The sequence below is a fragment of the Pseudoalteromonas denitrificans DSM 6059 genome, assembly GCF_900112265.1.
Classification (GTDB): Bacteria; Pseudomonadota; Gammaproteobacteria; order Enterobacterales; family Alteromonadaceae; genus Pseudoalteromonas; species Pseudoalteromonas denitrificans.
The window spans coordinates 56,205-81,976 of record NZ_FOLO01000002.1; the positions used below are offsets into that span (position 1 = coordinate 56,205).

General features: G+C 35.7%; 21 protein-coding genes. 4 read left to right on the forward strand and 17 right to left on the reverse strand.

Features of this window, described 5'->3' with window-relative positions:
* From BM088_RS01735 to BM088_RS01795, 13 genes are all read right to left on the reverse strand, one after another.
* On the reverse strand, positions 1–5,135 hold a 5,135-nt coding region (locus tag BM088_RS01735), incomplete at its 3' end, for a DNA repair ATPase (RefSeq protein ID WP_091979266.1).
* Between the two features lie 72 nt (positions 5,136–5,207).
* Positions 5,208–7,286, reverse strand: coding sequence for a flotillin family protein (locus tag BM088_RS01740; protein ID WP_091979268.1), 2,079 nt, complete (start codon positions 7,284–7,286; stop codon positions 5,208–5,210).
* Between the two features lie 77 nt (positions 7,287–7,363).
* Positions 7,364–7,984, reverse strand: coding sequence for an OB-fold-containig protein (locus BM088_RS01745; RefSeq protein WP_091979270.1), 621 nt, complete (start codon positions 7,982–7,984; stop codon positions 7,364–7,366).
* A gap of 123 nt (positions 7,985–8,107) precedes the next feature.
* The gene (locus tag BM088_RS01750; protein WP_091979272.1) at positions 8,108–8,524 is read right to left on the reverse strand and encodes a hypothetical protein; all 417 of its coding nucleotides are present in this window, start codon (positions 8,522–8,524) and stop codon (positions 8,108–8,110) included.
* Position 8,525: 1 nt separating this feature from the next.
* The gene (locus tag BM088_RS01755; protein WP_091979274.1) at positions 8,526–8,852 is read right to left on the reverse strand and encodes a hypothetical protein; all 327 of its coding nucleotides are present in this window, start codon (positions 8,850–8,852) and stop codon (positions 8,526–8,528) included.
* Positions 8,849–9,487, reverse strand: a complete 639-nt coding sequence (locus BM088_RS01760) for a hypothetical protein (RefSeq protein WP_091979663.1) — start codon at positions 9,485–9,487, stop codon at positions 8,849–8,851. Before BM088_RS01760 ends, BM088_RS01755 begins: the two co-directional genes overlap by 4 nt.
* A gap of 142 nt (positions 9,488–9,629) precedes the next feature.
* Positions 9,630–10,322, reverse strand: a complete 693-nt coding sequence (locus BM088_RS01765; protein ID WP_091979276.1) for a PspA/IM30 family protein — start codon at positions 10,320–10,322, stop codon at positions 9,630–9,632.
* 23 nt (positions 10,323–10,345) lie between these two features.
* Complete coding sequence (locus BM088_RS01770) at positions 10,346–10,759, reverse strand: DUF2170 family protein (RefSeq protein WP_091979278.1); 414 nt, start codon at positions 10,757–10,759, stop codon at positions 10,346–10,348.
* Between the two features lie 90 nt (positions 10,760–10,849).
* On the reverse strand, positions 10,850–12,586 hold the full coding sequence (locus BM088_RS01775; protein ID WP_091979280.1) for a polyamine aminopropyltransferase: 1,737 nt from the start codon (positions 12,584–12,586) through the stop codon (positions 10,850–10,852).
* 76 nt (positions 12,587–12,662) lie between these two features.
* On the reverse strand, positions 12,663–13,553 hold the full coding sequence (locus tag BM088_RS01780; protein ID WP_091979282.1) for a DUF350 domain-containing protein: 891 nt from the start codon (positions 13,551–13,553) through the stop codon (positions 12,663–12,665).
* Between the two features lie 57 nt (positions 13,554–13,610).
* Positions 13,611–14,558, reverse strand: a complete 948-nt coding sequence (locus BM088_RS01785; RefSeq protein WP_091979284.1) for a hypothetical protein — start codon at positions 14,556–14,558, stop codon at positions 13,611–13,613.
* A gap of 159 nt (positions 14,559–14,717) precedes the next feature.
* Positions 14,718–17,789, reverse strand: coding sequence for an efflux RND transporter permease subunit (locus tag BM088_RS01790; protein WP_091979286.1), 3,072 nt, complete (start codon positions 17,787–17,789; stop codon positions 14,718–14,720).
* A complete protein-coding gene (locus tag BM088_RS01795) occupies positions 17,786–18,868 on the reverse strand; it encodes an efflux RND transporter periplasmic adaptor subunit (protein ID WP_091979288.1) in 1,083 nt (360 codons plus the stop codon). Before BM088_RS01795 ends, BM088_RS01790 begins: the two co-directional genes overlap by 4 nt.
* Positions 18,869–19,007: 139 nt before the next feature.
* Here BM088_RS01795 and BM088_RS01800 point away from each other — a divergent pair, with 139 nt between their 5' ends.
* Positions 19,008–19,625: a TetR/AcrR family transcriptional regulator gene (locus BM088_RS01800; RefSeq protein WP_091979290.1), complete on the forward strand. Its 618-nt coding sequence runs from the start codon at positions 19,008–19,010 to the stop codon at positions 19,623–19,625.
* Positions 19,626–19,741: 116 nt separating this feature from the next.
* On the forward strand, positions 19,742–19,996 hold the full coding sequence (locus BM088_RS01805) for a hypothetical protein (protein ID WP_091979292.1): 255 nt from the start codon (positions 19,742–19,744) through the stop codon (positions 19,994–19,996).
* A 64-nt stretch (positions 19,997–20,060) separates the two neighbouring features.
* Here BM088_RS01805 and BM088_RS01810 read toward each other — a convergent pair whose 3' ends face one another.
* From BM088_RS01810 to BM088_RS01825, 4 genes are all read right to left on the reverse strand, one after another.
* Complete coding sequence (locus tag BM088_RS01810) at positions 20,061–21,788, reverse strand: DEAD/DEAH box helicase (protein WP_091979294.1); 1,728 nt, start codon at positions 21,786–21,788, stop codon at positions 20,061–20,063.
* Between the two features lie 106 nt (positions 21,789–21,894).
* Positions 21,895–22,173 (reverse strand): GrxA family glutaredoxin, encoded by a 279-nt coding sequence (locus tag BM088_RS01815; protein WP_091979296.1) that lies wholly within the window; start codon positions 22,171–22,173, stop codon positions 21,895–21,897.
* An 82-nt stretch (positions 22,174–22,255) separates the two neighbouring features.
* On the reverse strand, positions 22,256–22,684 hold the full coding sequence (locus BM088_RS01820; protein WP_091979298.1) for a response regulator: 429 nt from the start codon (positions 22,682–22,684) through the stop codon (positions 22,256–22,258).
* Positions 22,685–22,724: 40 nt separating this feature from the next.
* A complete protein-coding gene (locus BM088_RS01825; RefSeq protein WP_091979300.1) occupies positions 22,725–23,645 on the reverse strand; it encodes a glycosyltransferase family 2 protein in 921 nt (306 codons plus the stop codon).
* Positions 23,646–23,876: 231 nt separating this feature from the next.
* Here BM088_RS01825 and BM088_RS01830 point away from each other — a divergent pair, with 231 nt between their 5' ends.
* Entirely contained in the window at positions 23,877–25,052 is a 1,176-nt protein-coding gene (locus tag BM088_RS01830; protein ID WP_091979302.1) for a glycosyltransferase, read from the forward strand.
* Between the two features lie 21 nt (positions 25,053–25,073).
* Positions 25,074–25,772, forward strand: a complete 699-nt coding sequence (locus tag BM088_RS01835; protein WP_091979304.1) for an acyltransferase — start codon at positions 25,074–25,076, stop codon at positions 25,770–25,772.

Below are 25,772 nucleotides of genomic sequence, written 5' to 3' on the forward strand. Positions count from 1 at the left end.
TCTAATGAGCTAACAGCATTAATTAACTCAGTTAGCTGAGCTTGGTTATCAGTATTGTTAATGCTGTTTGATATTTTGTTTGCTATGGTACTGAGTTGTTCTTGCGTACTTGTTTCCTTGATAGATTCGGCTAATGCATAAAATTGATCTGAATGATCCCAGCTTAAGGTTTTTTTATCGAGTTTACTCGATATGTTTTCAAGTGCTTCGTGTAATAAACTCATTTGATTTACAGCTAACATTGCAGGGCTCCCTGCAGTATCTAAGCTATTTAATCGACTGAAACTATCTTTAATATTTTGGAAACGTTCGGTTTCATCTTTGGTTAAAGTGCCTCTGAGTTCTCCTAATTTAAGCAAGTTCTCTTCACTGCCTTTACTGAGTGTTTGTGCTTCACCTTGATAATGATCTTGAATAAGGCTTTCGAGTTCTTCATCATTCATCACTGCAACTACTTTTTCAGCCATTTTATTCATGTTTCTATAACTGCCTTGTAGCTTAAATGGCGGCTCTGTACGGTATTTGTCATCCTGCGCCGCAGAGGCAATATACTGGGCATTTACTTTTAGAACAGTTTGGCGAATCACGATTAATTTACTTAATACGGCTTGTATCTCATTTGCTTCCGCCTGGCTATAACCATGTTCTAGTTCATTTAATGAAATATCTTCGCCTCCACAAATTCGTATCAACTTATATAGATCTTGCATATTACGATTAGCAAGCGGTGCTAATACTGAATTTGAAGTCATGGCATTTTCAATAAAGCTCATGGCAAACTCACTTTCACAACCTGATAATGTATCACCTAAGTTATAGATGTCAGCACGATTTGATAACATGTCAGGAATTTTAAAGCTTTCACCAGACTCTGTATAAGGATTTCCAGCCATCACTACAGCAAATTTTTTACCACGTAAATCGTAGGTTTTACTTTTTCCTTTCCATACACCATCGATGCGACGAGAGCCATCACATAAAGAAATAAACTTTTGTAAGAATTCAGGGTTAGTATGTTGAATATCATCCAAGTACAACATTACATTATTGCCCATTTCAAAGCTTTGATTTATTTTTTCAATTTCTTTTTCTGCAGTTGCATTTATAGCTTGAGCAGGATCGAGTGAAACTTGATCATGTCCGATTGACGGACAATTTACTTTTACAAAAGTAAGACCTAAACGATTGGTTATATATTCAATAAGAGTTGTTTTACCATAACCTGGAGGGGAAATAAGTAATAACATACCCATTAAATCGGTACGTTTATTATTACCAGCAGCACCAATTTGTTTTGCTAGGTTATCGCCTATGATAGGGAAATAAACTTTGTCGATTAACTGGTTTCGCACAAATGAGCTTAAAGGTCGGGCTTTAAACTCATCTAACTGTAAGCGCTCTTTTTCTTCAATTAAAATTTCAGTTCTGAGTTGATGGTAGTCATTAAATGCTGGTACTTGAATTTGTTGATAAGTATGGCTTCGGGCAAAAAAGTCAGCATAGTCTACTTCAATGTTTTGTTCTTTTATTCGGCTATGTTGCCCCATTAACCCCGTTACTATAGAGGTGTTTTTATTATCTAAGACTTTAAACTTTAAGCTACCTTGTTGTATTTGCATTAAATAATGAGCAGCTTCCATGGCAATCGTTTGAGCATAAGGTTTATTTGTTGATAAGTTATAAGCATTAAGCCAGTTTAAAAAAAGTTTCCAATGTGCGCTGAGTTCACACATTTGATCATTTGCTTGCTGTAAATTTTCATAAATTCCTTTGCTTTTTATATCTTGTATAAACTGCTCCGATAGATTTTTTGCGCTTAATGACACTGAAAACTCAGGGTGGTCTTTAGTATTTTGAATACATGCAAGTTCATTTAGTAAATACTGTGCGCTAATACCTGCATTGGCGTTTAACTTTGCATTTTGTAATTTAGGTTCAGCTTTAAGAAAATTTTGTAATGCGTTTTCAGTTTCAAAGTTGAGCGAATTAAAAAAGCCTGAGTCATTAAAGTGTGCTTGCATTAATGCTGCATTTTTAGCTTGTTCTAATAATGTTTTTTGATATTCGCAGTCTTGTTTTATCCAAAATAAAGCTGCAAAAATGCGCTCTGTTACCGGGTAAATTAATAAAGCATTATTTGATTTTTGGTTTAGTAACGCAGCTAAAATTAAAGTTGCGTCTTGGTCATGGATCCCTTTTTCATAACCTTCTTGGTATCTAGGTTCTGCAAAGGCTTGCACTAATTTAGGTAAGGTATTGTGTTTTTGCGCTTCAAGTAAAGTGGTAAAACTTAATTCATGTTCATCAGAGTCGGCCGCTAATAATATTTGGGACGCTAAATATTCACCTCGATAAATTTCATCTGACTCTGAGATGAGTGTTTGTTGCCATAAGTGTTTATTTTTATCTAATGCCGTTTTGTGTATTTTATTATTTATGGTTTCAAAATAATCAGAACCAGTTAAGTGAAGCGTTAGCTCCCCATCTTTAGGTAATAAAGTTAAATCGAGCACTTGTTTATTGACACTAAATTGATGCTTTCCAATGGAAACTGTATTGCCGCTATCAGTGTAAATATCGAGTTTATCTCGTAAGCTGCGAATGCCTTGGTCTTTAGTTGCTTTAAGTTTGGCTTGCAAGTCATCGGCTTTAATTTGGTCATCAAGGTTTTTTAGTTCAGTAATTAAAGCCCTTAATTTACTGATCATGGGATCTGATGCAAAATAAGTATTTAATACATCAAGTTCATTAAAGCTTTGAACTCGCCTATTAATACCTTGTAAAATACGCTCTGCGGCTGATGATAAATTAAGGGCTCGTCGTTGTCTTGCATCAATTAAAGTTTGTTTATGTTTTTCAAAGCTATCGTAAATATCATCTCGTTTACTCAAAATATCTGCTAAAAATTCATCATATTCACTAAATTGAGATTCAAGTTCTTCTAGTTGAATCAATAAGCGAGATAACTGTTCATCACATTCTTGTGGTGTTTTTGCACTATTGAGTGCACCGGTAACACTTTGGGATAATAATTTAAAACGGGCTGAAAATTCGGCTTTAGCTTCTACTGACCCTAAACTTTTACGTTTAATTTCTATGCTGGCTTTAGCGCGGTTTACTAAGCCATAAATGTTACTAATATCTTCTAAAATTTGAGTGCGAATACGGCTATCATCAATTTTCAGATCAAGCATAGTGTGGTTTAGTAAATCTAAACCTGTGCTTAGTTCATCTAAAGTAGTGATATATTGCTTTAATTCGGTAACGCTATCACAGTTTTCAGTTTGTTTTTCAATTTCTTTAAGGCTGGCATGATAAGGTGTTAATGCTTGATCTTGTTGTAAAAACTTAGCCGTTGCTTGGCTTAAATTTTCAGTGCTTTCATCAAGTTGTTGGTTAATTAATTTAAGTGCTTGAAGATCCACGTACTTTAGTTCTTCAAGACTTATTAGCTGGCCTTGTTGCAGTTTTAATTCATTTAAAGCACTGACAAATTCACTCGCCTGTTTAAAACTATCAGGGCGAATTTTATTGTTTAAACTTTTAAAAGATTCTTCGGCTTGAGTGAGTGCTGTAACTGCTTTATTTTGTATTTCAGTCACTTTTTCAAATTCATCTAAAACTTGCTCAGAAGTTTCAAATATTTGATGTAGGCAGGTTTCTATTTTGTTAAAAAAATCTTCATTTAGCCAATGGTAGCGATCAAATAAATTACGAGATAACGCTATCATGGCTTCATAATGATGAATTTGTGGACTCTGTTCATTAATCAATTTATGCAAACTATATAAATCGGAAATGCCGCGTACTAGATCTGGGTTACCTATTTTTCCAAACAAGCTACCATCTTGAGGAGTATTTGCTGCAAATTGCGCTGAAACAAATGGGCTTTGCCAAATTTGTACTGGGTGTACACGTTCAGCTTCGTCTTTATCTGCTTTAAAGGTGAGGGCGGTGCCATCTTCAAATAAAGTATACCCATGACCAAAAATAGGGTTTTGTAGGTTTTTATCAATTAAATTATATGGAAATAAAGCATAACGGCCTTCTTTTGGTTCGTAAAAAACAAATAAAACGTCTTCGCCGTTGGGAGATTTTATTTGTCTATGAAATTCTAGATCATCGGCTTTGTCTTCAAAGTAGCGAGTTTGGCCAGATTGTAAATAATAACCACCAGGATAAATAATACCGTGATTTTCTGGTAACTGCACACAGGCATTTCCTATCGCATCTTGGCGTAATACTGCATTAGATTCATGGTTAAATATTAAATAACGCCATTGTTTTTCTCGATAAGGTAATATTTTTAATAAAATTAAAGAGCCTAGTTGCGCATATTCGAGTTCACAATCGGCTAAAGATTGGTTTTCATCTTCAACGGGTTCGTTATATATGCCTTTTCCACTACCAGTATTATTTTCTACTTTTATGGTCAGTGAGCCATTCAAAGTTTCAACAAATAACTTATCTAATACATTGATATGGGGGTGGCGACCTTCTTCATGTTCTTTTCGACTGGTTTTTATCCATTCAAAATCATGGTTTTGCACTGGTTTGAGCGTGCGGTCACCGCGATTATCAATATAGGTTATTTCATTGTCTGGTGAAATTGACCAGCTAAATACACGAATGTCGCTTATGCGTTCGCCAATTTGAAATGTGGCAAAAAGTTTACTGCCTTGCTGATAAAAATGTTGTAATTGTGCTTTTTTGTAATAAGTATAAAGTTCGTTAAAGTCGCGTTCAAAACGACTATCAGCAAAAAAGCTACCTTCAAGGCTTATGTCTTCAACTTCAAAGTGATCATCTTGCGCAATTAGTTTATGTAAACTAAACACATCTTTGATACTGGTTGTCGTTTTTAAGCCAATAAAGACATTAAAGGCAAAAATTAAGGTATCACCAATGCAAATAATATCTCTGGGAATACAGTTGTTTTCGGTGCGAACTCTCACGCGACCTTTTACTTTTAGCTCCGTACTACCAAATGTTTTTATGCGGTCTGTATTCACACTGTCAATTTGAGTTTTGAGTTCGGAGCCAAAATTTAATAAACGCCTTTTGATTAACTCATAAGAGCCACCTTCTAAAGTCACTGTATTTTCAGATTGTTCAGTCTTATTTGCATCCGTCATTTATTAAATCCTAGTTTCCTGAAGTTTCATTTGTAAAAGAGATTGTTAGCCCGCCAAGCGGGCTAGAAATGATTAATCATTTTGTTTATTTGTTGAATTAAGCCCTGAACTTAACAAGCTTAATAATTGATTCTTATCAGGGTGAGAATTTAACTGACTTAGTAATTTACTCATATTTAAGTTTTTTAAAGTGGCACTTGAACCTTCTGCACCTGATAAAACACCTTTTAAATCTTCAAGTAAATTACGCTCTCCATTTAAGTGATCTTTAAATACAGATTTAACGACGTCACTTTCGTCAACCAAACCATCAATTGATTTACCTAAAGTAATTGCTTTCATGAATTGATTAAAGAATTGGCCATCACCACCCATAATATTGATATCTGCACTGCCTAAGGCTTTTGCCATCACTTCAGCTTGATTGGATGCGATATCTTTATTGGCATCTATTGATGCTAAAGCTAAGTCTTTTTTCTGGCCTAGCTGTAGTGTATAGGTTTCGTAATCACGGGCTTCTTTACTCATAGCATTTAGTGCTTCAAGTTTTTCTTCTAAACCCTTGGCTTCTGCTGTCATACGACGTTCAAGATTCAGCGCTTCTGCTTCACCTTGTTTTTCCAAAGCTTCAGCCATTGCTTGTTTCACTTGTGCATCCGCTAAACCGATTTCTCGTTCACCTTGTGCTTTAGCTTCAAGTTTTTGTTTTAATATTTTAGCTTCAGCTTCTCCCTGTGCTGCATTTGCTTGTGCTTTGGCTTTTATAACATCAGCTTCGGCTAAGCCAATCGCAGCTGTTTCTACTTTTGTCGCCTCAGCAAGCACTTTCTTAGATTCCGCTGTTTGATTGGCTACTCTTAATTCTGCTGCGGCTAAAGTTTCTTGTTCTCTGGCTTTGTATTCAGCTGATTGCTCAGATGCTTTGGCGGCTTCAATATCTTTTACTAAAGCTTGTTCAGCCTCTGCTTTGGCACGAATAATAATAGATTCTTTTTCACGCTCAGCAGCTGCAAGTACCTGCACATCTTTAATACGCTCTTCTTCTTCGGCAACTGTTTTTTCAACGGCGACACGGTCACGTACAACTTCAGCTATTTCTTTACGTTCAACTTCTAAAGATTTCTCTTTATTAATGCGTAATATTTCAGTTTCTTTTTCTCTCTCAATTTGTTCAATTTGGCGAGCTCGTAATACTTTTTCTTCTTCTATCGCAAGTACACGCAGTCTGTTTTGTTCAGCAATATCAAGTTCTCGTTGCTTGTTTTGTTCTGCAATACCAATTGTTTCATCTGTTTGCAGACGAGCCTGTTCTGATTTTAAACGTTCTTCTTCTTGTACTTTGTCTGTTTCTGCTGTTTCGCGAGCCTGAACCGATGCAACTTCTCTTGCTTGTTTGGCTTTTGCATCTTCTTCTTGACGTTCTAACTCAAGAGATTTCTCTTTTGCGTCGGCGTCTTGTCTTTTTATTTGAATTTCTTCATCGTTCTTTAATTGATTGGTTGCCACATTTTGTGCGGCCGTCATTTCCGTGATACGGCGGATACCTTCTGCATCTAAAATATTTTGAGGATCAAGCTTAGTGATCGAAGTTTGTTCTAAATAATCGATTGCAACATCTTCTAAGGTATAGCCAGATAAGTCTTGACCAATGACTTCTTTGATTTTGTCTCTAAACTGGTTTCGCTGTGTAAATAGCTCAACAAAATCAAGCTGTTTACCTACCGTTTTAAGTGCTTCTGAGAATTTAGCTTCAAATAATTCTTGCAGAGTTTCAGGGTAAGATGCACGTTCACAACCAACTTGTTTAGCTACTCGTAAAATATCTTCTTTATTTTCATTTACACGAATGTAAAAGGTGATAGTGATATCGGCACGAATATTATCTTTACAGATCAAGCCGCCTTTATCTTTGCGCTCTAATACCATGCGTTTTGTTGAAATATCCATTACTTCCATTTTATGGATCACGGGATAAACAATACCGCCCGTAGTTGTGACATCAGGTTCTTTTTTCATTTTATTGATTATCAAAGCCTGACCTTGATCAACTTTACGGTAGAATTTGCCAACGATCAGTAAAATGGCAAAAATAATGGCAATGCCTATGCCAACAAAAGTTAATATTGGGACTATATTATCTAAAAATTCCATGTTGTTTCCTAACTGTTTTAAAATAAATTAGGGCTAGATCAGCCTGCTAGTTTTTATTCTTTGTGAGATTAAAGGTTTTAAGCCCAAGGTTTTGGAGCAATTATATAGCTGTGGTTTTCACTCATATGCTCTATTAAAATTGCATTATCGCCGAGGTTAAATTGATGTGTATCGTCTTGAATTCGAATTTCAACTAATTGTTCTGTACCTTGAAAGGTCACTCGTGCCTGTCCAAATGTATCTGTTACTTTTGATGTTGCAATGACGCACTCCAAGCCTACAAAATCATTTTTAGTAGCCGTTTCTTTACTGGTAAAAAAGCGTTTTAGTGGTTTGGCTAAAATGCTTGTAATAGGTAAAGCTAAAATGCTTGATACTAGCATGATGGTGATACCAAAAAGGTAATATAAATTATTGTTTTCATTTGGTAAAAACCAGGTTTGAGCATAAGTGCTAATAAGCCAAGAGCTCATGATCATTAAGCTGGCAGATACTGTCAGTGGAATATCGGTTAACCCTAAGCTATTAAATAGCCCAGATGTCGCCGCGTTTGTTTGTGATTCTATTTCAACATCGGCTTCAAACATATCGATATCAGCTAATCCTGCAATAGTAACTAGCCAGAAAATAATCACAATGATTAGTAATACTGAAAATATAACTGTCGGGAAGGTAAGTGCTGTATTTAAAAAGTCCATATTCACTCCATTGGTAGATTTGCAGCGCATTTCTACTTGGGCCACACAGTGGCATTTAATTATTATTCGCTGTTTTTAGCGGGTAATGCTTTCCTTGTATATTAAAACATAAGTTAATTTATATTAAGGTTTTTTATCTGGATAACGTGTATCTATGGTTTTTAATGAACGTAAAAATAATCCTAATCCACCCATGCTGAGTATTAAAATAACAATTAAATCAAATGAGCTCATACTTGCAAAAGTAAACCTGATTGAGCTGATAACGCCAAATATAAGTGCGGTAAGTGAACCAAATGATAAAATCCACCCTAAAATATTTTTGCTGTTATAGAAAATTAAACCTATACCAAAAATAAAAGGGATCATCACCATGCCACTTGTAATGCTCATTCCTGAAAAGCCATAAAGTCGCGTGCCCATACCAAAAGATGAACTTACTTTTATGGCATTCAGTAGCATATAAAAACCACCACTCATCATGATTAAACCGATAAAAAAGTTGCCAATACCACCTGATGTTCCACCTGCACCTTTCATATTAGTCCTTGTTTTTTTGTGTTGCATATTCAATTAGAATATCTGCTACTTTTTGCTTTACGGCACGTTTATCATCAATATTAACTTCAAAACGCTGCGCTAATTGTTTTATTTCGTCATCATTGAGATTGAACGATAGTCTTTGGCGAGTTTTTTTAGATTTAACATCTAATTCTAAAATTTTACGGATCATATCAGAAGGTGTTAACTCTTCATCAATCGCCTGTTTTTTAATGTTTTTTTGTACTTCACTGCTTAAGTCAAAAGCCATCTGTGTGGCACGAATGGCTTTTTCTTGTTTTAGCCAAGTATCTTCTTTTTTGATCATGTAGCACTACCAGGAAAAAGATCAACGATATCAGTGATAGGGCGGGTAAGTGTGAGTGATATTTCAGTTTCACCACCGTCCCAAACCTCAATGTTTAGGCTGTGACTGCCTTGAGGTGACTCTAAATAAATAATTTCACAAGGCTCTCCGCTTTCATCTTGATAACGAGGTAAAGTTAAATTGCGATAGTCTTTTTCATGAAAATAGGCAACATAAGGCGCTTCAGCTTGTTTATATTCTTGTGCTAAAAAGTGGCTAAATTCTTTAGGTATATTTTTAGTATTGAGGTGAGTTAAACCTGCTTCATCAAAAATACGGGCAAATTCATCAAGGGTAAAAATGGAGTCGACATCATCACGTTGAATTTTTATAGAGAAGTTAGCCCACTGTTCGCCGTCTTCTTTTTCTATTTGTAAAAAAACGACTTGGCCAGAATCAGTTTCTAATACAAACTCGGTATCTGAATTTCGTTCATATTGATACGTTTGCACATTAGCTACTTTAAGCATTTGGCCTTTAAGCCATGCTGGGTAAGCAAACGAATCTATTATTTGTAGCATATCTCCTGATTTTAATTCACATGCTGTATTAAGTTGGCGTTCTGGTTTTTTTTTTGATTTGAAAAAACTAAACATAGGGGCGTCCCGTAATGAAGGAGGGGATTGATCCCCTAAAGGTTTATCTCTAAAAATAGTTTTAGAGTCATTAAATACAATAAAGAGGTTAAAAACAAAAAGTTTATGAGTATTCAAACTCACAAACTTTGTTTTTATTAGCTTATTTACCTTGCTTCGCTTTGATTCGCGCTAAGATATCGCTATTTTTTGTATTGCTACCACCAATGCCTGCATCGGCCATTTTGGCTTTAAGGTCATCGCCATTTGTAGCTGATTCTAATTGTTTTGCAGCAGATAGCTCATCTTGTCTATCCTGTTGTCTTTGCTTGATGCGATCAAGTGATGCGCGAGCTGAAGTCATCGAGGATTCATTCGTATTTAGTGTGCTGTTTACTGCCATAGTCGCTTTTTGCACACTTTCTGTGGTTTTAACCATAGTTAATTGACGCTGATTTTCCTTAATGGTTTTTTCAGCTTCTTTAACTTGTTGTTTCAATGCCACAATATGATTCGTGAAACCTGATAAAACTTGTTCTTGCTCTGCTTTTTCAGTTTCAAAGTCACCAATTTTCTCTGCAATTTCAATTGCTAATGTTTCATTATCTTGACTAAGTGCTTGGCCTGCATAATCTTCATGCTCGCTAATGCTTGAATTTAAAGCACTTACTTTACGTTTACATTGCATTTCTTTTGCCATTACTTCAGTTAAGCTTTTTTTCGCTTTTTGTAATGCGCTTTGTGCGTCGGCAATTTCTTGTTCAAAAATACGTATGCCATTTGCATCTACAATTGATTCACCAACTTCTCTAGCGCCACCACGTACTGCTGTAAATAACTTTTTAAGTATGCTCATAATATTTCTCCTGGCCTAAACCATTATTCATTTAAGTAAGCTGTGACAGCATCTAATGAATCAATTGCGTTGTCAGCTAATGTTACTAATTCGTGGCTAATATCATCAAAAGATGAGTTAACCGATAAAGCGCCAAAAATGGCATATCTATCATCAACTTTTGCAAATGCACTTAATGGAATTGGTACATTTAATCTCAGTAATGCTTCGTTAAGTTCATCTTTTAACTCTGCTTTTATTTCAGCTTCACAAAACAAGTAGCTAATACACAGTAATTGCTCGTCAGTTTGTGTAACAAATATCGGTAACTCATCATTACCATCAACTATTACCTGAAGGACTTCCTGGTCTTTATCACCTGCAATTAGAAAAGACTCAAAGCTGACGCCTTCCGCTTCAAAACTTGCTAACTTGATTGAAAGTTCATTTAATTCCATCTTCTGTTCCTTTGCTTGTTTTGACATATTATGTCTGAGTTAAGAATTACACTTGCGACATATTATGTCAACAACCAAGTGCAAAATATTTTAATTTTTATACAACTCTGATTCACTTTGCCAGGCTTTACTGTGGTAATCATAAAGAACACCTGAACCAAGTCTATTGATTTCAATAGATTTTACTTCTTTAAAAAAGTTTCTTGGAAATACAAATGAAGCCAAAATATATTCTTTGCTTAGCCATTGTGATTCAACAGGTAATTGCGGTAATTTTGCAATGCGTTGGCTGGCACTTTGACCTGAACGTGTCGCTATGGTCCAACCCCATTGACCAAATGAAGGGATATTTTGCTGATATTGCTCAACATGCATAAACCCAGCGTATTTAACCGTTTTAGCTATGCTTAAAAAGGCGCTTTGTGCATGGTAAGGGGATGTTGATTGAATGGCTAATGCACCATCTGGTGCTAATATTTGACGTATCTGATTATAGAAATAATCACTGTAGAGTTTATTTAAATCAGGATGGTTTGGATCGGGTAAATCTATGATAATAGTATCAAATTGCTTGCCTTGGTCTAGCAGCTTTTCAACTTCTAAAAATGCATCTGTAGGCGTGATATTTGCTCTAGAGTCTTGCATTGCATTGTGATTAAGCTTTGTAACCCTTTGTTTTATATAATCAGGGATATTAAACTTTTCACTTGAATGCTGTGTGCTTTTTAAGCCAAACAAGGTTAATAGTTGAGCATCCAAGTCAACTAAAGTTACTGATTTAACCGGCCACTTTAGAGTATCTCTGAGTGCTAAACCATCGCCACCGCCTATGATTAATACATTGTCATGGCGGTTTGATGCTGCCATTGCGGGGTAGACTAACATTGAATGGTAAAGTTGTTCGTCGGCACTGGAAAACTGCAATCGTCCATTTAAATATAGATCTGTTACAGGTTCACTTTGATTTTTTAAAAAGCGCTCTGTGAGCACTAAATGTTGATATTTTGTTGATTGTGAATAAATCACTTTATCTTTATAAAGTACACTGCTTAAATCTTTCATCCATGTAGTGCCCATTATTAGCAGTACAGTAAATAAGCCTAATAATAAAATGTGGCAGCTAAAAAGAGATTTAGCATAACGTATATGTTTATGGTATTTCGATAAAAAAACAAGCCCTGCAATAATATTGAATAAAGCAGTCCATGCTGCAGCCTGCATTATGGGCATTGATAACATGATTGTCACCCAAATTGCAGCACCAATGCCTGCGCCTATGTAATCAGCACCATAAATAGTACCCGCATTATTTTCTAAAAATCGCCCGTAAACTTGTTGACGTACTCTGGCAATAAGAGGGATTTCCATGCCAATTAATATACCTAATATCAAACCAAAGATATAAGGCATAAATTGCGCTATATCTTGAAGTTGCTCAAACATATAACCATCAAGCAAAACATTAGGTGGTAAATTAAAGGTTTCAGATAATGTATGAGGTAAGGTATAACTAATAGCGATAAGACCTGCAATAAACAAAATGCAGCTCATGCCTAAAAGAGCGATTAGAACTTCTAACCAAGCAAAAGCAGTAAATGCATCTTTAAACCATCTAGCTAAAAAGGCGCCTATGCCCATGGCAACTATCATAGTTCCTATCATGGCATATATGGCACTTTCTACAGAGCCTAAAATACGTCCTGCATAATGTGATAATAAATATTCGTAGATAAGCCCACACCCCGCTAATATCGCCATTACGGCAATGAGTAGGGTATCGTGAAACCATAAAGTTTGTTTTTGATTGTTAAGTGATTGTGTATTCAATTTTAAAAGAAGCTAGCTACAAGTTGTTAGATGTAATTTAAGTTTACTTCGCATCTAACAACTTGTATTTATACCTCTAACTCCCTAATAAAGTTGCCATAGTTAAGCCGATAGCAAATGATGTTGTTGCTGAAATAGCAGCAACCCCTACATTTTTTTGACGGTTTACTTCGTCTGAAATATCTGTGCCTGATAAGATTACTTTAATTGTGATCAGGTGGAGCACTATAAACATGATTAAACTAAATAAAGCCGATGCAGCCCAATATACTAAGCTCATATTTAAATTATCAGCGCTATAGGGAGCGATACCCGTTGCGGCTGTAATTGCTAATCCACTGCCAATTAAAAAGCCAGCGTAACGTACACCTACTGCTAAATTATTATCTTTAATCGCTTGCTGTAAACAGTCACCACTTTTATTCGTGCGTTTAAATAGTTGAACACGGTATTGACTCACTAATAACATGATTATATTACCAATTATAAATGCGGCAATCACAATAGGTAAACCATGCCAGCCTTCGGTTAAAACCCAAATTAGAGCTGAACGGATTACAATTGCAACAGTTACGATATGCCCAAACTCAATCAATGCGGCAGTGACATTTCCTTGTACTATTTCTGAATGTAAATCTACTTTGCGCAGTGCAACTTTATCTTGAAAAAAGTGGCCTATTTTAATTAAAGCAATTCCAACTAAACCATAACCGGCCATTTGCAATGCTTCTTCTAACAAAGAATCTGCAAAAGTACCGCTCGTAATACCTGTTAAAACAATTGCTAAACCTGCTAATCCAGCCGCAAAACTTAATCCAAAGGCAAAATTATCACGTTTGGTGATTTCATCATTTGCATGAAGGTTTGATACCCAGCCCTTAATTAATTTTAAACTTACAAATAAGGCGATAATGACAATAAAGTCAATGGCGAGTGCTTGTGCCGTCCATAATGTTAATCCGTTCATTTTGTATTCTCCAAAAAATTCTTTATTTAAACTCGTTGTAACCAGTATTTTTATTTTTTACTTTCCGCGACTCACGCCTCGAGAGGTGCGACTTGAGCTATTTCGAACTGAGCCCGAACTTTTGGAATAGCTGCTTCTTGAGTAACTACTTTTTACTGGTGTATAACTGCTGCGACTTAAACTTGATGCACCGGAACGCTTTTTCGCATATGGACTCGTAAACTGTTTACCTTGTCGTTTAAATGATTGTTTTGTTCTTGTCTCAATTTTTTGCTGTGTTTTGTATTGTTTTTGGCTGGTATAACGAGAGCGGCCATAATCATTATAATAACTATAACGGCGTTTGCTGCTCCATCTATCATAGCTAATGCCACCTACAACATCGCCAAACATACGATACATACCATACCATTGCCAAAAACTGATGCCACTTGAATTAGTTTGCCAGTTTCCGTAATTTGGGTTTCCTACCATTTGACTGCCAGCACCAAAGTTATCACCTTTACTCGATGCATTTTCAGCTTGTTGGCTGATTGCACCTACCCGTCCCAAGTTGCCATCAGACATATCGGCCAATACGTTAATTGGATCTGTCAGTGCATCACCAAATAAGCTGAGTTTTGCAGCTTCTTTTATTTTAGCTAGTCGGTCTAATTGAATAAATGCATTGTCTAATGTGACAGGTTCATTTTTAATCTCATTAAGGCGTGTCGTTAAGCCTTTAAATAATGGTCCTTGTGTTGTTGCATCTTGTGCAACCAGAGCGCTTATTTGAGATAGTTCAGGTTTTTTGGTTTGTAAGTAGCTATCGTATTCTTTTAGTAATTTTGCATTTCGGATATAACCGTTATCCAATGCTTTTTTTAAGCTTGAAATTTCTAATTCAGTAGATGTTACTTCTAACTGAACTGATTTCTGGACTTGTTCTTCTTTGGATTCACAACCTAGTAACAGCAGCGAAAAGCAAAAAATACTAAACAGCTTCCAGGCATTAAAATTCGACATTCATTGTCACCTTTTATCAGCATTAATGTATAGATATTATTGAGTTGCTTTAGTTTTGCATAACAGACGATTTAAACCAAGTTTTTTGTTTAGTGATAATGCGAGTCAAGACTTTAAAGCAAAAATCGTCTGAAAATGGTAATCCTAAAGTATGTGAATTTACACTTTGATTGAGTCTGCGGCTATCGATTTGGTTAATAACAACTTTCTGGTCATCATTAATTTAAATGCAACAGGCACAAAATAAAAAGATAAAATAGTTGTTAGCGCTGTCCCACCTGCAATAGCAACGGCAAATGGAGGCCAAAACCCACCCCCAGCAAGTATGAGTGGCATAAATCCACCCACGGTGGTGATTGTTGTTGAGGTAATGTGGCGTGAACTTTTCATAACAGCAGCGATTATTTTATCTTGATCTGTACCTGCGCGGGTAGCCCTTAGTTCTGATAAAATAACAATGGAAGCATTAATCGCTAAACCCATAAGCCCCAATAAAGCGATTATAACGGTAAACCCAAAAGGGAAACCTCCTAAATAAACACTGAGTAAACCTAGCATGGCAGCTTGCGCAGCATTGACCATGATTAATAATGTCGTGGTAAATGAATTAAAGGAAACAACTAAAACCGTTAGCAATAGTACGATTATTATACCGACGGAAGTTATCAGTTGACCTACTGCTTCATTACGTTTTTGTGACTCTCCGCCAATTTCAAGTCTATATCCTGGGGGAACTTTAAAGTCAGAATTTGCTAAAGTTTGCTGAAAATCATTTAATACAGTTTGGGGAATAATACCTGTCTTCAGATAACCTTCTATCACATTTACACGTTCACCATTTCTTCTTTCTATACTGCCACGAGACGGCTTTAAAGTGAGTTCCGTAAAGGTTTCAATGTTCAGAGCTTGGCTGCTTACAAAACTAGTTGAATTAAGAGCACTGGTTGAAGATCTATCGATATCGGCTACTCTGACACGTACAGGAATGGTCTCTGTATGTTCAATTATACTACCTGCAATAATGCCATGATATTGAGACTGTAATTGGTTTGCTAAAGCAGTCAAAGTTAAGCCACTTTGTTTTAATGCAATTTCATCGGCTTTCAACCAAAGTTTAGGGTTGCCCGACATTAAAGTCGATCTCGTTTGAATAACATTTGAGTGCGCAGTCAATAAAGTGCGTAATTCTAAACCTAATTGATTTAATGTGTCTAAATTAGGGCCGTAAATGCGCATCTCTATTGGTGCATTGAAAGGTGGGCCCTGTTCTAATTTTCGAATAATAATTTGCGCTTGGGGAAAAGCTTTATCAAGTTCAGTTTGTAATTTAGGTATGAGCTTATTGGCGGTTTCAAAATCAGGTGTTTTAACCATAGCTTGCGCATAATTGGTGGCACCTCTGCTTCTGGGTTTCATATTGTAATAAAAGCTGGGGAAATTATTACCTACCATCCAGTCTAATTTTTCAATGCCATCAAATTTTCGGATATATTTATCAATTTCAAGCGTTGTTTGTTTGGTATTTGTTATGCTGCTACTTGGTGTTAGGCGTACTTCAATGTGAAACATGTCACGATCTGATGGTGGAAAAAACTGCTCCGTAAGCTGACCCGCACTTAAGAAACCTAATACAGGTAAAATAAAAACCAATAATAAGGTTTGTTTAGGGTTCATTAGAGTCCATTTTAGAGATGCCTGAAATTTACTTGTTAATTTGGGCAAACGTATGCCGCGACCCCAGATTGTATTTCTTTCTTTTCCATTTATAAATTGCCCTGCAAATACAGCAATTAAAGTATGAGAAATTAAATAAGAGCCAATTAAAGCAAAAATAACGCTTAGCGCTATGCCCCCGACAAATTCCCCCGCAGGTCCTGGCATTAATACGATTGGTGCAAAAGCAAGAATAGTGGTTAAAGTTGAGCCTAATAAAGGCATCCAAAAATGAGAGACCGCAGTCTGCACAGCCTTTAATGGGCTATAACCTTGTTGACGATATCTTTGAATTGAGTCTGTCATTACAATGGCATTATCAACCATAATACCCAGTGCAACAACCAAACCTGTGACTGACATTTGATGTATTGGTAAACCATAATATTGCATGGTTACTAAAGTAAATAATACTGTTAAAGGTAAGGCTGTGCCAACAATCAGTGCGGCTTTAAACCCTAAGGTAAGTAATAAAACAGATAAAATAATCACGAAGCCAACTAAAATATTGTTAACTAACTCACCTAATCTATTTTCTGTATATTGTTTTTGATCAAAGATATTTTTTAATTGAACTTGCTCGGGTAATTTTTGTGAAAATAGTGCAATACTGGTATTTATTTTTTTTGAAAAATTGTCTATTCGTAATCCTGGTAACATACGAGCTGCAACATAGATGCCTTTTTTGCCATCAATTAAAGCAATGTCAAACTCAGGTTTTTTGATTGCTCTTTGTACTTTAGCTAAGTCGGATAACTGATATTGCGCACCTGTCTCATTACTGATCAAAGGAATTTTTTGTATTCTAGAAATAGAATCAAATGCGCCTGTTATTTCTAATTGTATTTGTGTGTGTTGATTTGTTAATGTACCAGCGGCAACTTTTGCATCGGCGCCTTGTAAAGCAAGGGCTATTTGTTGAATTGAAATTTGCGATAGGGCAGCTTTTTGAGCATTAACTTCAACTAAAATCTCTTCTTCTGGTTTACCAAAAAAATGGACAATTTCAACACCACTGACATTACGTAATGTGCTTTGCAATTCTTTTGCATAACGGCTTAAGGTGGTAAGCGGTAGTTCAGATGTTTTCCCCGTAAGTGCAAAAATGCGTGTATAGGCATAGCCTTTTTCATCATCTAATAATGGTGTGCTAGCTTGAGCGGGTAATTCTGATTGCACATCAGCCAATAAATCTCTTAACCTAGACCAAATAGGTAATGGGTTTTGTACGTTATCATTTAATTCGATGCTTAAAACGGATATGCCTGGACGGGAAGTTGAAATGATAAGTTTAACTTCTTGTTGAGATTTTAACTTTTGTTCAAGCTTTTCACTCAATTGCGCCTCAATTCGTTCAGCACTGGCGCCCGGTAAAAAAGTGGTGACAGAAGCAAACCTGTTAGTGATTCTAGGGTCTTCAGTTATGGGTAAGCTCGAAATTGCAGCTAATCCGCTGACACACAATAACGCTATAATTAACGCTTGAAGGCGGCCATGTTCAAATAAGTATTTGATCATTGAACTTCACCATTAGCTGAATTTGCAAATCTTGTTTTAACAATTTTAACTGCTATATCAGTACTTACTTTGTGTAAACCGTTAGCTACAATTTTACTTTTATCTGGTAGCGGGGCACTGATAAATGCATTTTTTCCATCGGTATATATGACCTTTACAATAACGGGTTTTAAACGAGCGCTTTTTTCTTCTTTTTTTATGTGATAAATATTCCAAGTTCCACGAATACCATCTGTAAGAGCTGATAAAGGTACCCAATAACCCAGTGCTTTTTTGTCTTCTTTTATTTTAAGCCTGCCAACTTGACCTGCATATATCGGTGCATTATCGGGTAAGGAAAAACGCATTGATAATGTATGAGATATAGGGTCTATTTCAGCGCCTTTACTCAATACTTTTGCTTGATACTCTTGGCCTGAAATAATAACGGGCATTATGGGTTTAATGGTTGACTTCAGATGTTCAGGTACACCGACTTGAATTTGATTATGACCTTTTTCTAATATACGTATAGTAGGTGCTCCTGCTGCTATGACTTCACCTAAAGCAACATATCTTTGACCCAAAATACCATCAAAAGGGGCGTTTAAATGAGATTTTTCTATTTGAAGATCTATGCCTGTAATTGCAGCTTGAATTTCACTGATATTTGCTAGATAGACATTGATTTGAGTATTGATTTTATCTAAATTTTGTTCGGCGGAGTAATTTTGTTTTTTTAATTTATCTAATCTTTTTTCATCTAACTTTGCTAATGTGAGCTCAGCTTCAATGCGTTTTTTCTTAGCTAAAAGTTTTAACTTTTCAATGTCAAGAAGCCGGGTATCTAAGGTGATAAGGGTTGTGTTTTTTGTAACTTTATCCCCTTGATCAAAATGAATTTTTTTTATTTTACCTGAGAATTCAAATGCGAGTTTAGCATCTTGTTGTTTAATGACTCGACCGCTAAATTGACGCTCTACTTGATATGATGCCATTTGTTGTAGTGCCATAGCTTCAATATTGACTGTGTTCTCGGCGCTTGAAATATGAAAACTGGCAATAAATAAACCAAAGTATGCAAATGATTGATACTTCATTTTATGCTCCTGATCCCTGATGAACTAAAAATTGATTTATAAAACGATGATAAAATACTAGACTACTCAGTCTAGGTTCAATATAAATGAATCAAACTAGACTGTCTAGTCTATTCTTGTAATTTGAGGTTTGTATTAAATGGTAACAACAGAAGTAGCGTCAAAAAGAACTAAATCGCAATTAAAGCGTGAGCAAATTATTGAGGCTGCAACAAAATTATTTATTGAGCAGGGCTACCCAAATACGAGTATGGATAAAATAGCTAAGGAAGCTGGGGTATCAAAGCAAACTGTTTATAGCCACTTTACAGATAAAGATACTTTATTTGTTGAAACAGTTGGTTCACGTTGTTCAGCATCTGAATTTAGTGGTCAGCTTTATCATCCAGAATCTAGCTTACAAGATAATTTATTTAAAATTGTTAAAACTTTTAGTGATCTTGTTTTATCGGATGATGCGATTCAAGTTTATACCACCTGTGTATCACATCGAACTGAACACCCTCAGTTAGGCTCATGTTTTTACTGCGCGGGTCCTAAAATGATCCAAGATCAGGTTTCTCAGTGTTTAGCTAAGTTATCTGGTGTAGGTCAGTTGAACATTAATGATACACGTTTTGCTACTTTACAATTATTAGGCATGGTACAAGGTGATTGGCATTTAAAGCGTACTTTAGGCCATATCAGTGATGACGTAGCACCTTCTGACGAATATTTAAAAGACTGTGTTAATCGCTTTGTAAAGTCTTATAGCTAAAAATGTAATCATTTGTTTCTGCTTGAATATAAAATTAATTAGTTTGATTTCGATCAATGCTTTGATACATCACTTAGTTATTCTGTTTCTCTTGTTAAAATAACTTATGACTTTGTATGAACTCAAAATCTCAAATTTATTTTGAAAAGCTCATTGTTTCTGACAAGTGGGCTAGAGTTGAAAATATGGCTTTCGAGTTAGATGGTCGTATTGATTATAATGATAGAATGGCTGAGTATTTACAGGATATCTGTCCTGAAGTTTTGTGTATAAATGTGACCGCTGAACAATGTGTTAAATATGAGCATAGTTGCGGGCTTAATTTTGTTGAAATATCAGAATATGTTTTCCAATATATTTATAATGAATAATTTGATATTTATTAACAGACATAAAAAAAGCTTGCCTAGGCAAGCTTTTTTTATTTTAAACAGCTTACTTGTTTAAAGACATTTTCATTGGCTTTTGACAAATAACAACTGTTTTGAAATGCTTCAATGTTGCTTCAGGCATATTTTGTGGAAGCTCAACAGTGCTGTGATCGTCATGTAAACGAATGTCGCCGATAAATTTACTTGGAATATCTGCTTCGTTTGCAATTGCGCCTACAATATTTTTAACTTGTACGCCATCATCACGACCAATTTCGATACGGTATGTATCTACAGGACCATTATCTTTAGGGCGACGCTCTCGAGGTTTACGCTCTCTGTCTTGACGACCTTCAGATCTTTCACCACGGCTATTGCGATCATTTCTATCACGACTACGACCACTTCTGTCATTACGATCACCACGGCCACGATCATTGCGGTCGCCTCTAGGTGCGCGTTCTGGCATTTTAGGTGCATCTTCAACTTTGATTGGCGACTGTTTTTGCGCCAAGTAAAGTAATGCGCCTGCGAGTGCTTCACTTGATAAGCCTAATTCAGCGGTAAGTTTTGCAGCTAATTCATTATAAAATGCAATATCACCTTGTTCAGCTGTTTTTGTTAATGTAGTTGCTAAAGTTTCAAGGCGCTTTTGTTGTACTATATCTGTACTTGGTAATTGAACTTCTGCAATGTCTGACTTAGTACCACGAACGATATTTTTAAGCATGTAACGTTCGTTACGCTTAACAAATAAAAGTGCTTTACCAGTACGACCTGCACGACCAGTTCGGCCAATACGGTGAACATAAGCTTCAGCATCTTGTGGTATATCGTAGTTAATAACTAAATCGATACGTGGTACATCAAGGCCACGTGCTGCAACATCTGTTGCTATAACGATATCTAGCATGCCATTTTTTAAACGTTCGATTGTACGTTCACGGGCTTGCTGGTTCATGTCACCGTTTAATGGTGCAACAGAGAAACCTGCACGCTCTAAGTACTCTGCTAGCTGTACTGTATCGTTACGTGTTCTCACGAATACGATAGAGGCGTCATAATTTTCAGCTTGTAAAAAACGTACAATCGCTTTATTTTTATGAACGTGACCAGCCATCCAGAATACTTGCTCAACGCTTTCAACAGTTGAGTTGCGTGCTGCAACACTTACATGTTCTGCATTTTCTAAGTATTTGCTACAAATTGATTGAATTTGCTTAGGCATAGTTGCAGAGAATAAACATGTTTGTTTATCTTGTGGGGTTTTAGCCATGATAGTTTCAACATCATCAATAAAGCCCATGCGTAACATTTCATCAGCTTCATCTAAAACCATTGCACTTAGTCTATCTAGTTTTAATGTGCCTTTATTTAAGTGATCCATAACACGACCTGGTGTGCCCACAATAATTTGTGCGCCTTCACGTAGTGCTTTTAATTGGATACCGTAGCTTTGACCACCATAGATAGGTAATACTTTTACGCCGTGAGTAAATTTAGAGTATTGTTCAAATGCTTCAGCTACTTGTATTGCTAATTCACGTGTTGGTGCTAATACTAATATTTGAGGGTATTTAGCTTTAACATCTATATTATTTAACAGGGGTAAAGCAAATGCTGCTGTTTTACCTGTACCTGTTTGTGCAAGTCCTAATACATCCTTTCCTGCTAATAAAGAAGGAATACATTTAGCTTGAATTTCAGAAGGTGTTTCATAACCTAATTTTTCGACAGCTTGTAATATAGCAGGTGATAGTTCTAAGGATGAAAAAGTGACAGATTCAGACATTAAAGCGCCTCGGCATATTTAAAGAGGCGCGCATTGTATAGTAAAACAGCAGCAATAGCTCGGGTAAATTTCAACTATTTTCTATGTGATTGAACTTGGTTGAATTTTATACAGGTGTATTTTCTTGGTACAGACCAAAATTTTCTTTTGCATACGCTTCAAACTCGGTAAAGCCACCTATATGGACCTGTTCAACAAATATTTGAGGTACAGTTTCAACCGGTTTTCCGACTGTTTTTTCAAGATCCGCTTTTGAAATGCCTTCTTTATTAATATCAATATATTTAAATTTAAAGCCTACTACATCTTTACTGAGCTGAGTTGAAACTTCTTTTGCTCTGACACAATATGGACACCCTTCACGACCAAAAATCACTGTAAACATACCTTAAACCTCATTTGTTTGAATACGTACAGCATAGTCGAATTTATAAATTGGTAAAATAGATTAATTCGATTGTATTATTCTATAAAGTTGATGATTGAGTGTTTTTGAGTAATAAATTTTCTTGTTTCAAATGGGCTAACTCTAATAATAAGTTAATTACAGTTTTTATTTCAAAATTATCCCAAGGTTTAGATAATATGATTTGTGCAATTTTATTTGGTATCGCAGATTGGCAAAGCTCCATATCTGCATAACCGGATAATAAAACTCTACTCATTTGAGGGGCTATTTTGTTAATGTGACTTAAAAGCTCAATTCCATCCATATGCGGCATGCGAATATCAGAAATAATTAAATCAAATTGTTCATCTGTATTTAAATTATTTTTAATAGCCTCTAATGCTTCACTTGCACAATTGTAACTCGTAATTTGATAATCTTTTCGTAAAATTCGAGTTAATGCATTTAATACTTCAGGTTCATCATCTACTAATAAAATGTGGGTCATTAATAACCTCCTGTATCTTATCTTTATTTTAATATACTAGTTAAATATACATCAATTGCTTAATGTCATGAAAAAAGTGTTTAATATTTCTTTTATGTGGGTAAAGCAATACGGCTTGTAGTGCATGTTTTAAAGCATGAAACTTGTGACCTAGTTGACGATGGTGATCAGCTCTGCTTTCATTCAAACTTGCTTTTGCATGTTTTACTGTTAAAGGTTGAACATCTGGGTGTGCTCTGATACGTGTAATTATTTCATCTAATGCGGCTAAATGCTTATCCTGAAATTTTAAGTTTGAATTTTTAGGCGTGAGATGATCTGTGGTGATTTCATGGCTGAAACAAAAGTTTCCTTGCATCGCAAGCCGTAACCAACAATCCCAATCACTGGCTGACTTTAAACTTGGATCAAAACCTGATTTCATCAGTTTTTCACGTTTTACCATGACACTTGAAGTGCCTATGATATTATTCTTTAATAAAATATTTAATGGTGAATTTAATGTTATATATTCATTATTTACAAAGTTACATACTTTTGAAAATTCAGAAAAATATGAAAAGCAATCAATAATAGGCTGATAATGTGTATCGACATTCTGATAGTTCGTGAAAGTTAAAATGCAATTAGGGTGGGTTTTCATAAACTGCAGTTGATTGGCTAATTTGTTGTCATACCATGTATCTCCGGCATCTAAAAAAGCAATGAATTTACAGTTCGATTTTTCAATGGCTAAGTTTCTCGCATTTGCAATATTTGATTTATTATATTCAATAATGCGGATGTAATCATATCTTTGGGCTATGTGGTTTAGCCACTCGGAAGTATCACCACTGCTGCCATCATCAGTAATAATAACTTCTTGGCGTATATTCTTCTGCCTAAGAATACTACCTAATGATTTAGATAAATGTTCTTTATTGTTATAGCTTGGAATAATGACACAGACATCTTTGCACATATCACATTCTCCATTTCATAATAATTTTATTTACTTTGAAAACTGCAATTAAAATGCCAGCGATATTACGCTAAAAACAGCAGCAAGTTCTCCATTTTGCTTTGCAAAATGCAATCATTTTGCATAAACAGTATAAATACAGCGCTAAATACCTGATTCAGGGCAGGCATATACCTTGCTGTTATTAAATGACGCTAGTAATTACTGACTATGATAACTGAGGATAGAGTAATGAAACATATTGCTGTAGTGCTCCCCGATTTTCCAATTCCATCAGAAACCTTTGTGGTAACTGAAATTAAATCTTTGCTTAAAATGGGTCATAAGATCACTGTATTTTGTTTTAACCGCGAGCTACATTGGATTGAGTTACCGGATAAAGTCAATGTTATTGAACTTGATTCTACTATATCAAATGAGATCGGTGGCTTATTTAGGTTTAACCCAATGAACTTGGTTAAGTCATTTATATGTGCATATCACTTACAAGAAATTTCAATTAAATCTTTGCTTTTTTATGGGGTCAAATTGGCGACATTAGCTAAAAAGTATGGCTGTGAACATTTTCATTGCCACTTTTTACATAATGTTATGGCTTATGTTTTAGTTGCGGCAAAATTGGCAGATGTCACTGTGTCAGGAGTGGGTCATGGTCATGATGTTGATGTGAATAGCCATGATTTAAAGTACAAATTACAAATGTGTAATTTTTGTATTGCTGTTTGCCAAGATATGAACAATACCTTTAGCTTGTTAGGCGCAAAACATCATTATTTGCTTCATAGCGGCGTTGATGTGTCTCACTTCGCATTAAATCCCCCTCCGGATCATAATAATGTAAGGAATCGGCGATTAAGGTTATTATTTGTCGGCCGCTTAGTGGCTAAAAAAGGGTTGAAATATGCCTTAGAGGCATTAGCTAAAATAGACGCTGAACATCGGCCTTGCTTAGATATTGTTGGCAAAGGTCCTGAATATGCAAGAATATCTGAACAAATAAAGCAATTGCATTTAGAAGAGTTTGTTTGCTTACTTGGTCATCATACCCCAAATTGGATTGCGCAAGTATCAGGTCAATATGATGCTTTTATTGCGCCATTTTATACACCTGAAAATGGAGAAACTAATACAAGTCATTTAGCAGTGAAAGAAGCGATGGCAATGGGGCTTCCTGTTATTACATGTGAGACTACAGGCTGTAGAGAGGTTGTGAGTTATGAGGTTGGCTTTATTGTAAAACCAAAAGATACAAATGAGTTGAAAGAAGCAATAGAGTCACTGAATTATTTAAAACCGAGCATTCGGCAAAAGATGGGCATACTTGCTCGAAAGCGGGTTGAGGTAATGTTTGACTCTATTACACAGGCAAAAAAATTATCAAATTTGATTGAGCAAATTCATAGTTAAAACAAAAACTCTGGAGGTTTTATGTTTATTAAAATGGTTTACTGGCTTAAAACAGATGAAAGTGTTTTTGGGTGTTTTTGTCGTAAATGGGCGAAAAAAATACGTAACCCTCAAATTCCCGTTATTCCATTAATGCATAGTTTATTATTTAATTTTCATGTGTTTATCACAAATTTATTTGATGATATATACCGAGTATTATACTTCACACCTTTATTTAAAAGCCAAGTGAAAGGTAAAAAGCAAAATTTATATCTCTATTCTGGCATGCCACAGATATTAGGTCATTTGGATATTACATTAGGTGAAAATGTCAGAATGTCAGGAGTCACGACTTTTTGTGGGCGCGTATTCTCTGTTGATAAGCCCCAATTAATTATAGGGAATAACGTTGATATAGGTTGGCAAAACTCGATTTCTATTGGTACTAAAGTCATTCTCGAAGATGATGTGAGACTTGCTGGTAAGGTATTTTTAGCTGGTTTTCCAGGGCATCCAATTGATAATGATGCAAGAGCTCAAGGTAAACCTGATTTGGAATGCCAAGTTGGTGACATCATTATTCAGCAAGGCGCTTGGCTTGGCACTGGGGTGACGGTATTAGCGGGTATCACGATTGGTCAAGGGGCTATTATAGGGGCTGGTTCTATTGTAACCAAAGATATACCTGCTAATTGCATTGCAGCTGGTAACCCTGCTCGTGTTGTAAAAAATATTTAG

What these genes read in the sequence shown, in the direction of transcription:
- BM088_RS01765 (WP_091979276.1), bottom strand. Translation starts at nt 10,322, where the DNA reads ATGAGCATACTTAAAAAGTTATTTACAGCAGTACGTGGTGGCGCTAGA.
- BM088_RS01815 (WP_091979296.1), bottom strand. Translation starts at nt 22,173, where the DNA reads ATGTTTACAGTGATTTTTGGTCGTGAAGGGTGTCCATATTGTGTCAGA.
- BM088_RS01790 (WP_091979286.1), bottom strand. Translation starts at nt 17,789, where the DNA reads ATGATCAAATACTTATTTGAACATGGCCGCCTTCAAGCGTTAATTATA.
- BM088_RS01805 (WP_091979292.1), top strand. Translation starts at nt 19,742, where the DNA reads ATGAACTCAAAATCTCAAATTTATTTTGAAAAGCTCATTGTTTCTGAC.
- BM088_RS01820 (WP_091979298.1), bottom strand. Translation starts at nt 22,684, where the DNA reads ATGACCCACATTTTATTAGTAGATGATGAACCTGAAGTATTAAATGCA.
- BM088_RS01760 (WP_091979663.1), bottom strand. Translation starts at nt 9,487, where the DNA reads ATGTTTAGTTTTTTCAAATCAAAAAAAAAACCAGAACGCCAACTTAAT.
- BM088_RS01780 (WP_091979282.1), bottom strand. Translation starts at nt 13,553, where the DNA reads ATGAACGGATTAACATTATGGACGGCACAAGCACTCGCCATTGACTTT.
- BM088_RS01785 (WP_091979284.1), bottom strand. Translation starts at nt 14,558, where the DNA reads ATGTCGAATTTTAATGCCTGGAAGCTGTTTAGTATTTTTTGCTTTTCG.
- BM088_RS01755 (WP_091979274.1), bottom strand. Translation starts at nt 8,852, where the DNA reads ATGATCAAAAAAGAAGATACTTGGCTAAAACAAGAAAAAGCCATTCGT.
- BM088_RS01835 (WP_091979304.1), top strand. Translation starts at nt 25,074, where the DNA reads ATGTTTATTAAAATGGTTTACTGGCTTAAAACAGATGAAAGTGTTTTT.
- BM088_RS01740 (WP_091979268.1), bottom strand. Translation starts at nt 7,286, where the DNA reads ATGGAATTTTTAGATAATATAGTCCCAATATTAACTTTTGTTGGCATA.
- BM088_RS01795 (WP_091979288.1), bottom strand. Translation starts at nt 18,868, where the DNA reads ATGAAGTATCAATCATTTGCATACTTTGGTTTATTTATTGCCAGTTTT.
- BM088_RS01825 (WP_091979300.1), bottom strand. Translation starts at nt 23,645, where the DNA reads ATGTGCAAAGATGTCTGTGTCATTATTCCAAGCTATAACAATAAAGAA.
- BM088_RS01830 (WP_091979302.1), top strand. Translation starts at nt 23,877, where the DNA reads ATGAAACATATTGCTGTAGTGCTCCCCGATTTTCCAATTCCATCAGAA.
- BM088_RS01770 (WP_091979278.1), bottom strand. Translation starts at nt 10,759, where the DNA reads ATGGAATTAAATGAACTTTCAATCAAGTTAGCAAGTTTTGAAGCGGAA.
- BM088_RS01800 (WP_091979290.1), top strand. Translation starts at nt 19,008, where the DNA reads ATGGTAACAACAGAAGTAGCGTCAAAAAGAACTAAATCGCAATTAAAG.
- BM088_RS01810 (WP_091979294.1), bottom strand. Translation starts at nt 21,788, where the DNA reads ATGTCTGAATCTGTCACTTTTTCATCCTTAGAACTATCACCTGCTATA.
- BM088_RS01750 (WP_091979272.1), bottom strand. Translation starts at nt 8,524, where the DNA reads ATGAAAGGTGCAGGTGGAACATCAGGTGGTATTGGCAACTTTTTTATC.
- BM088_RS01745 (WP_091979270.1), bottom strand. Translation starts at nt 7,984, where the DNA reads ATGGACTTTTTAAATACAGCACTTACCTTCCCGACAGTTATATTTTCA.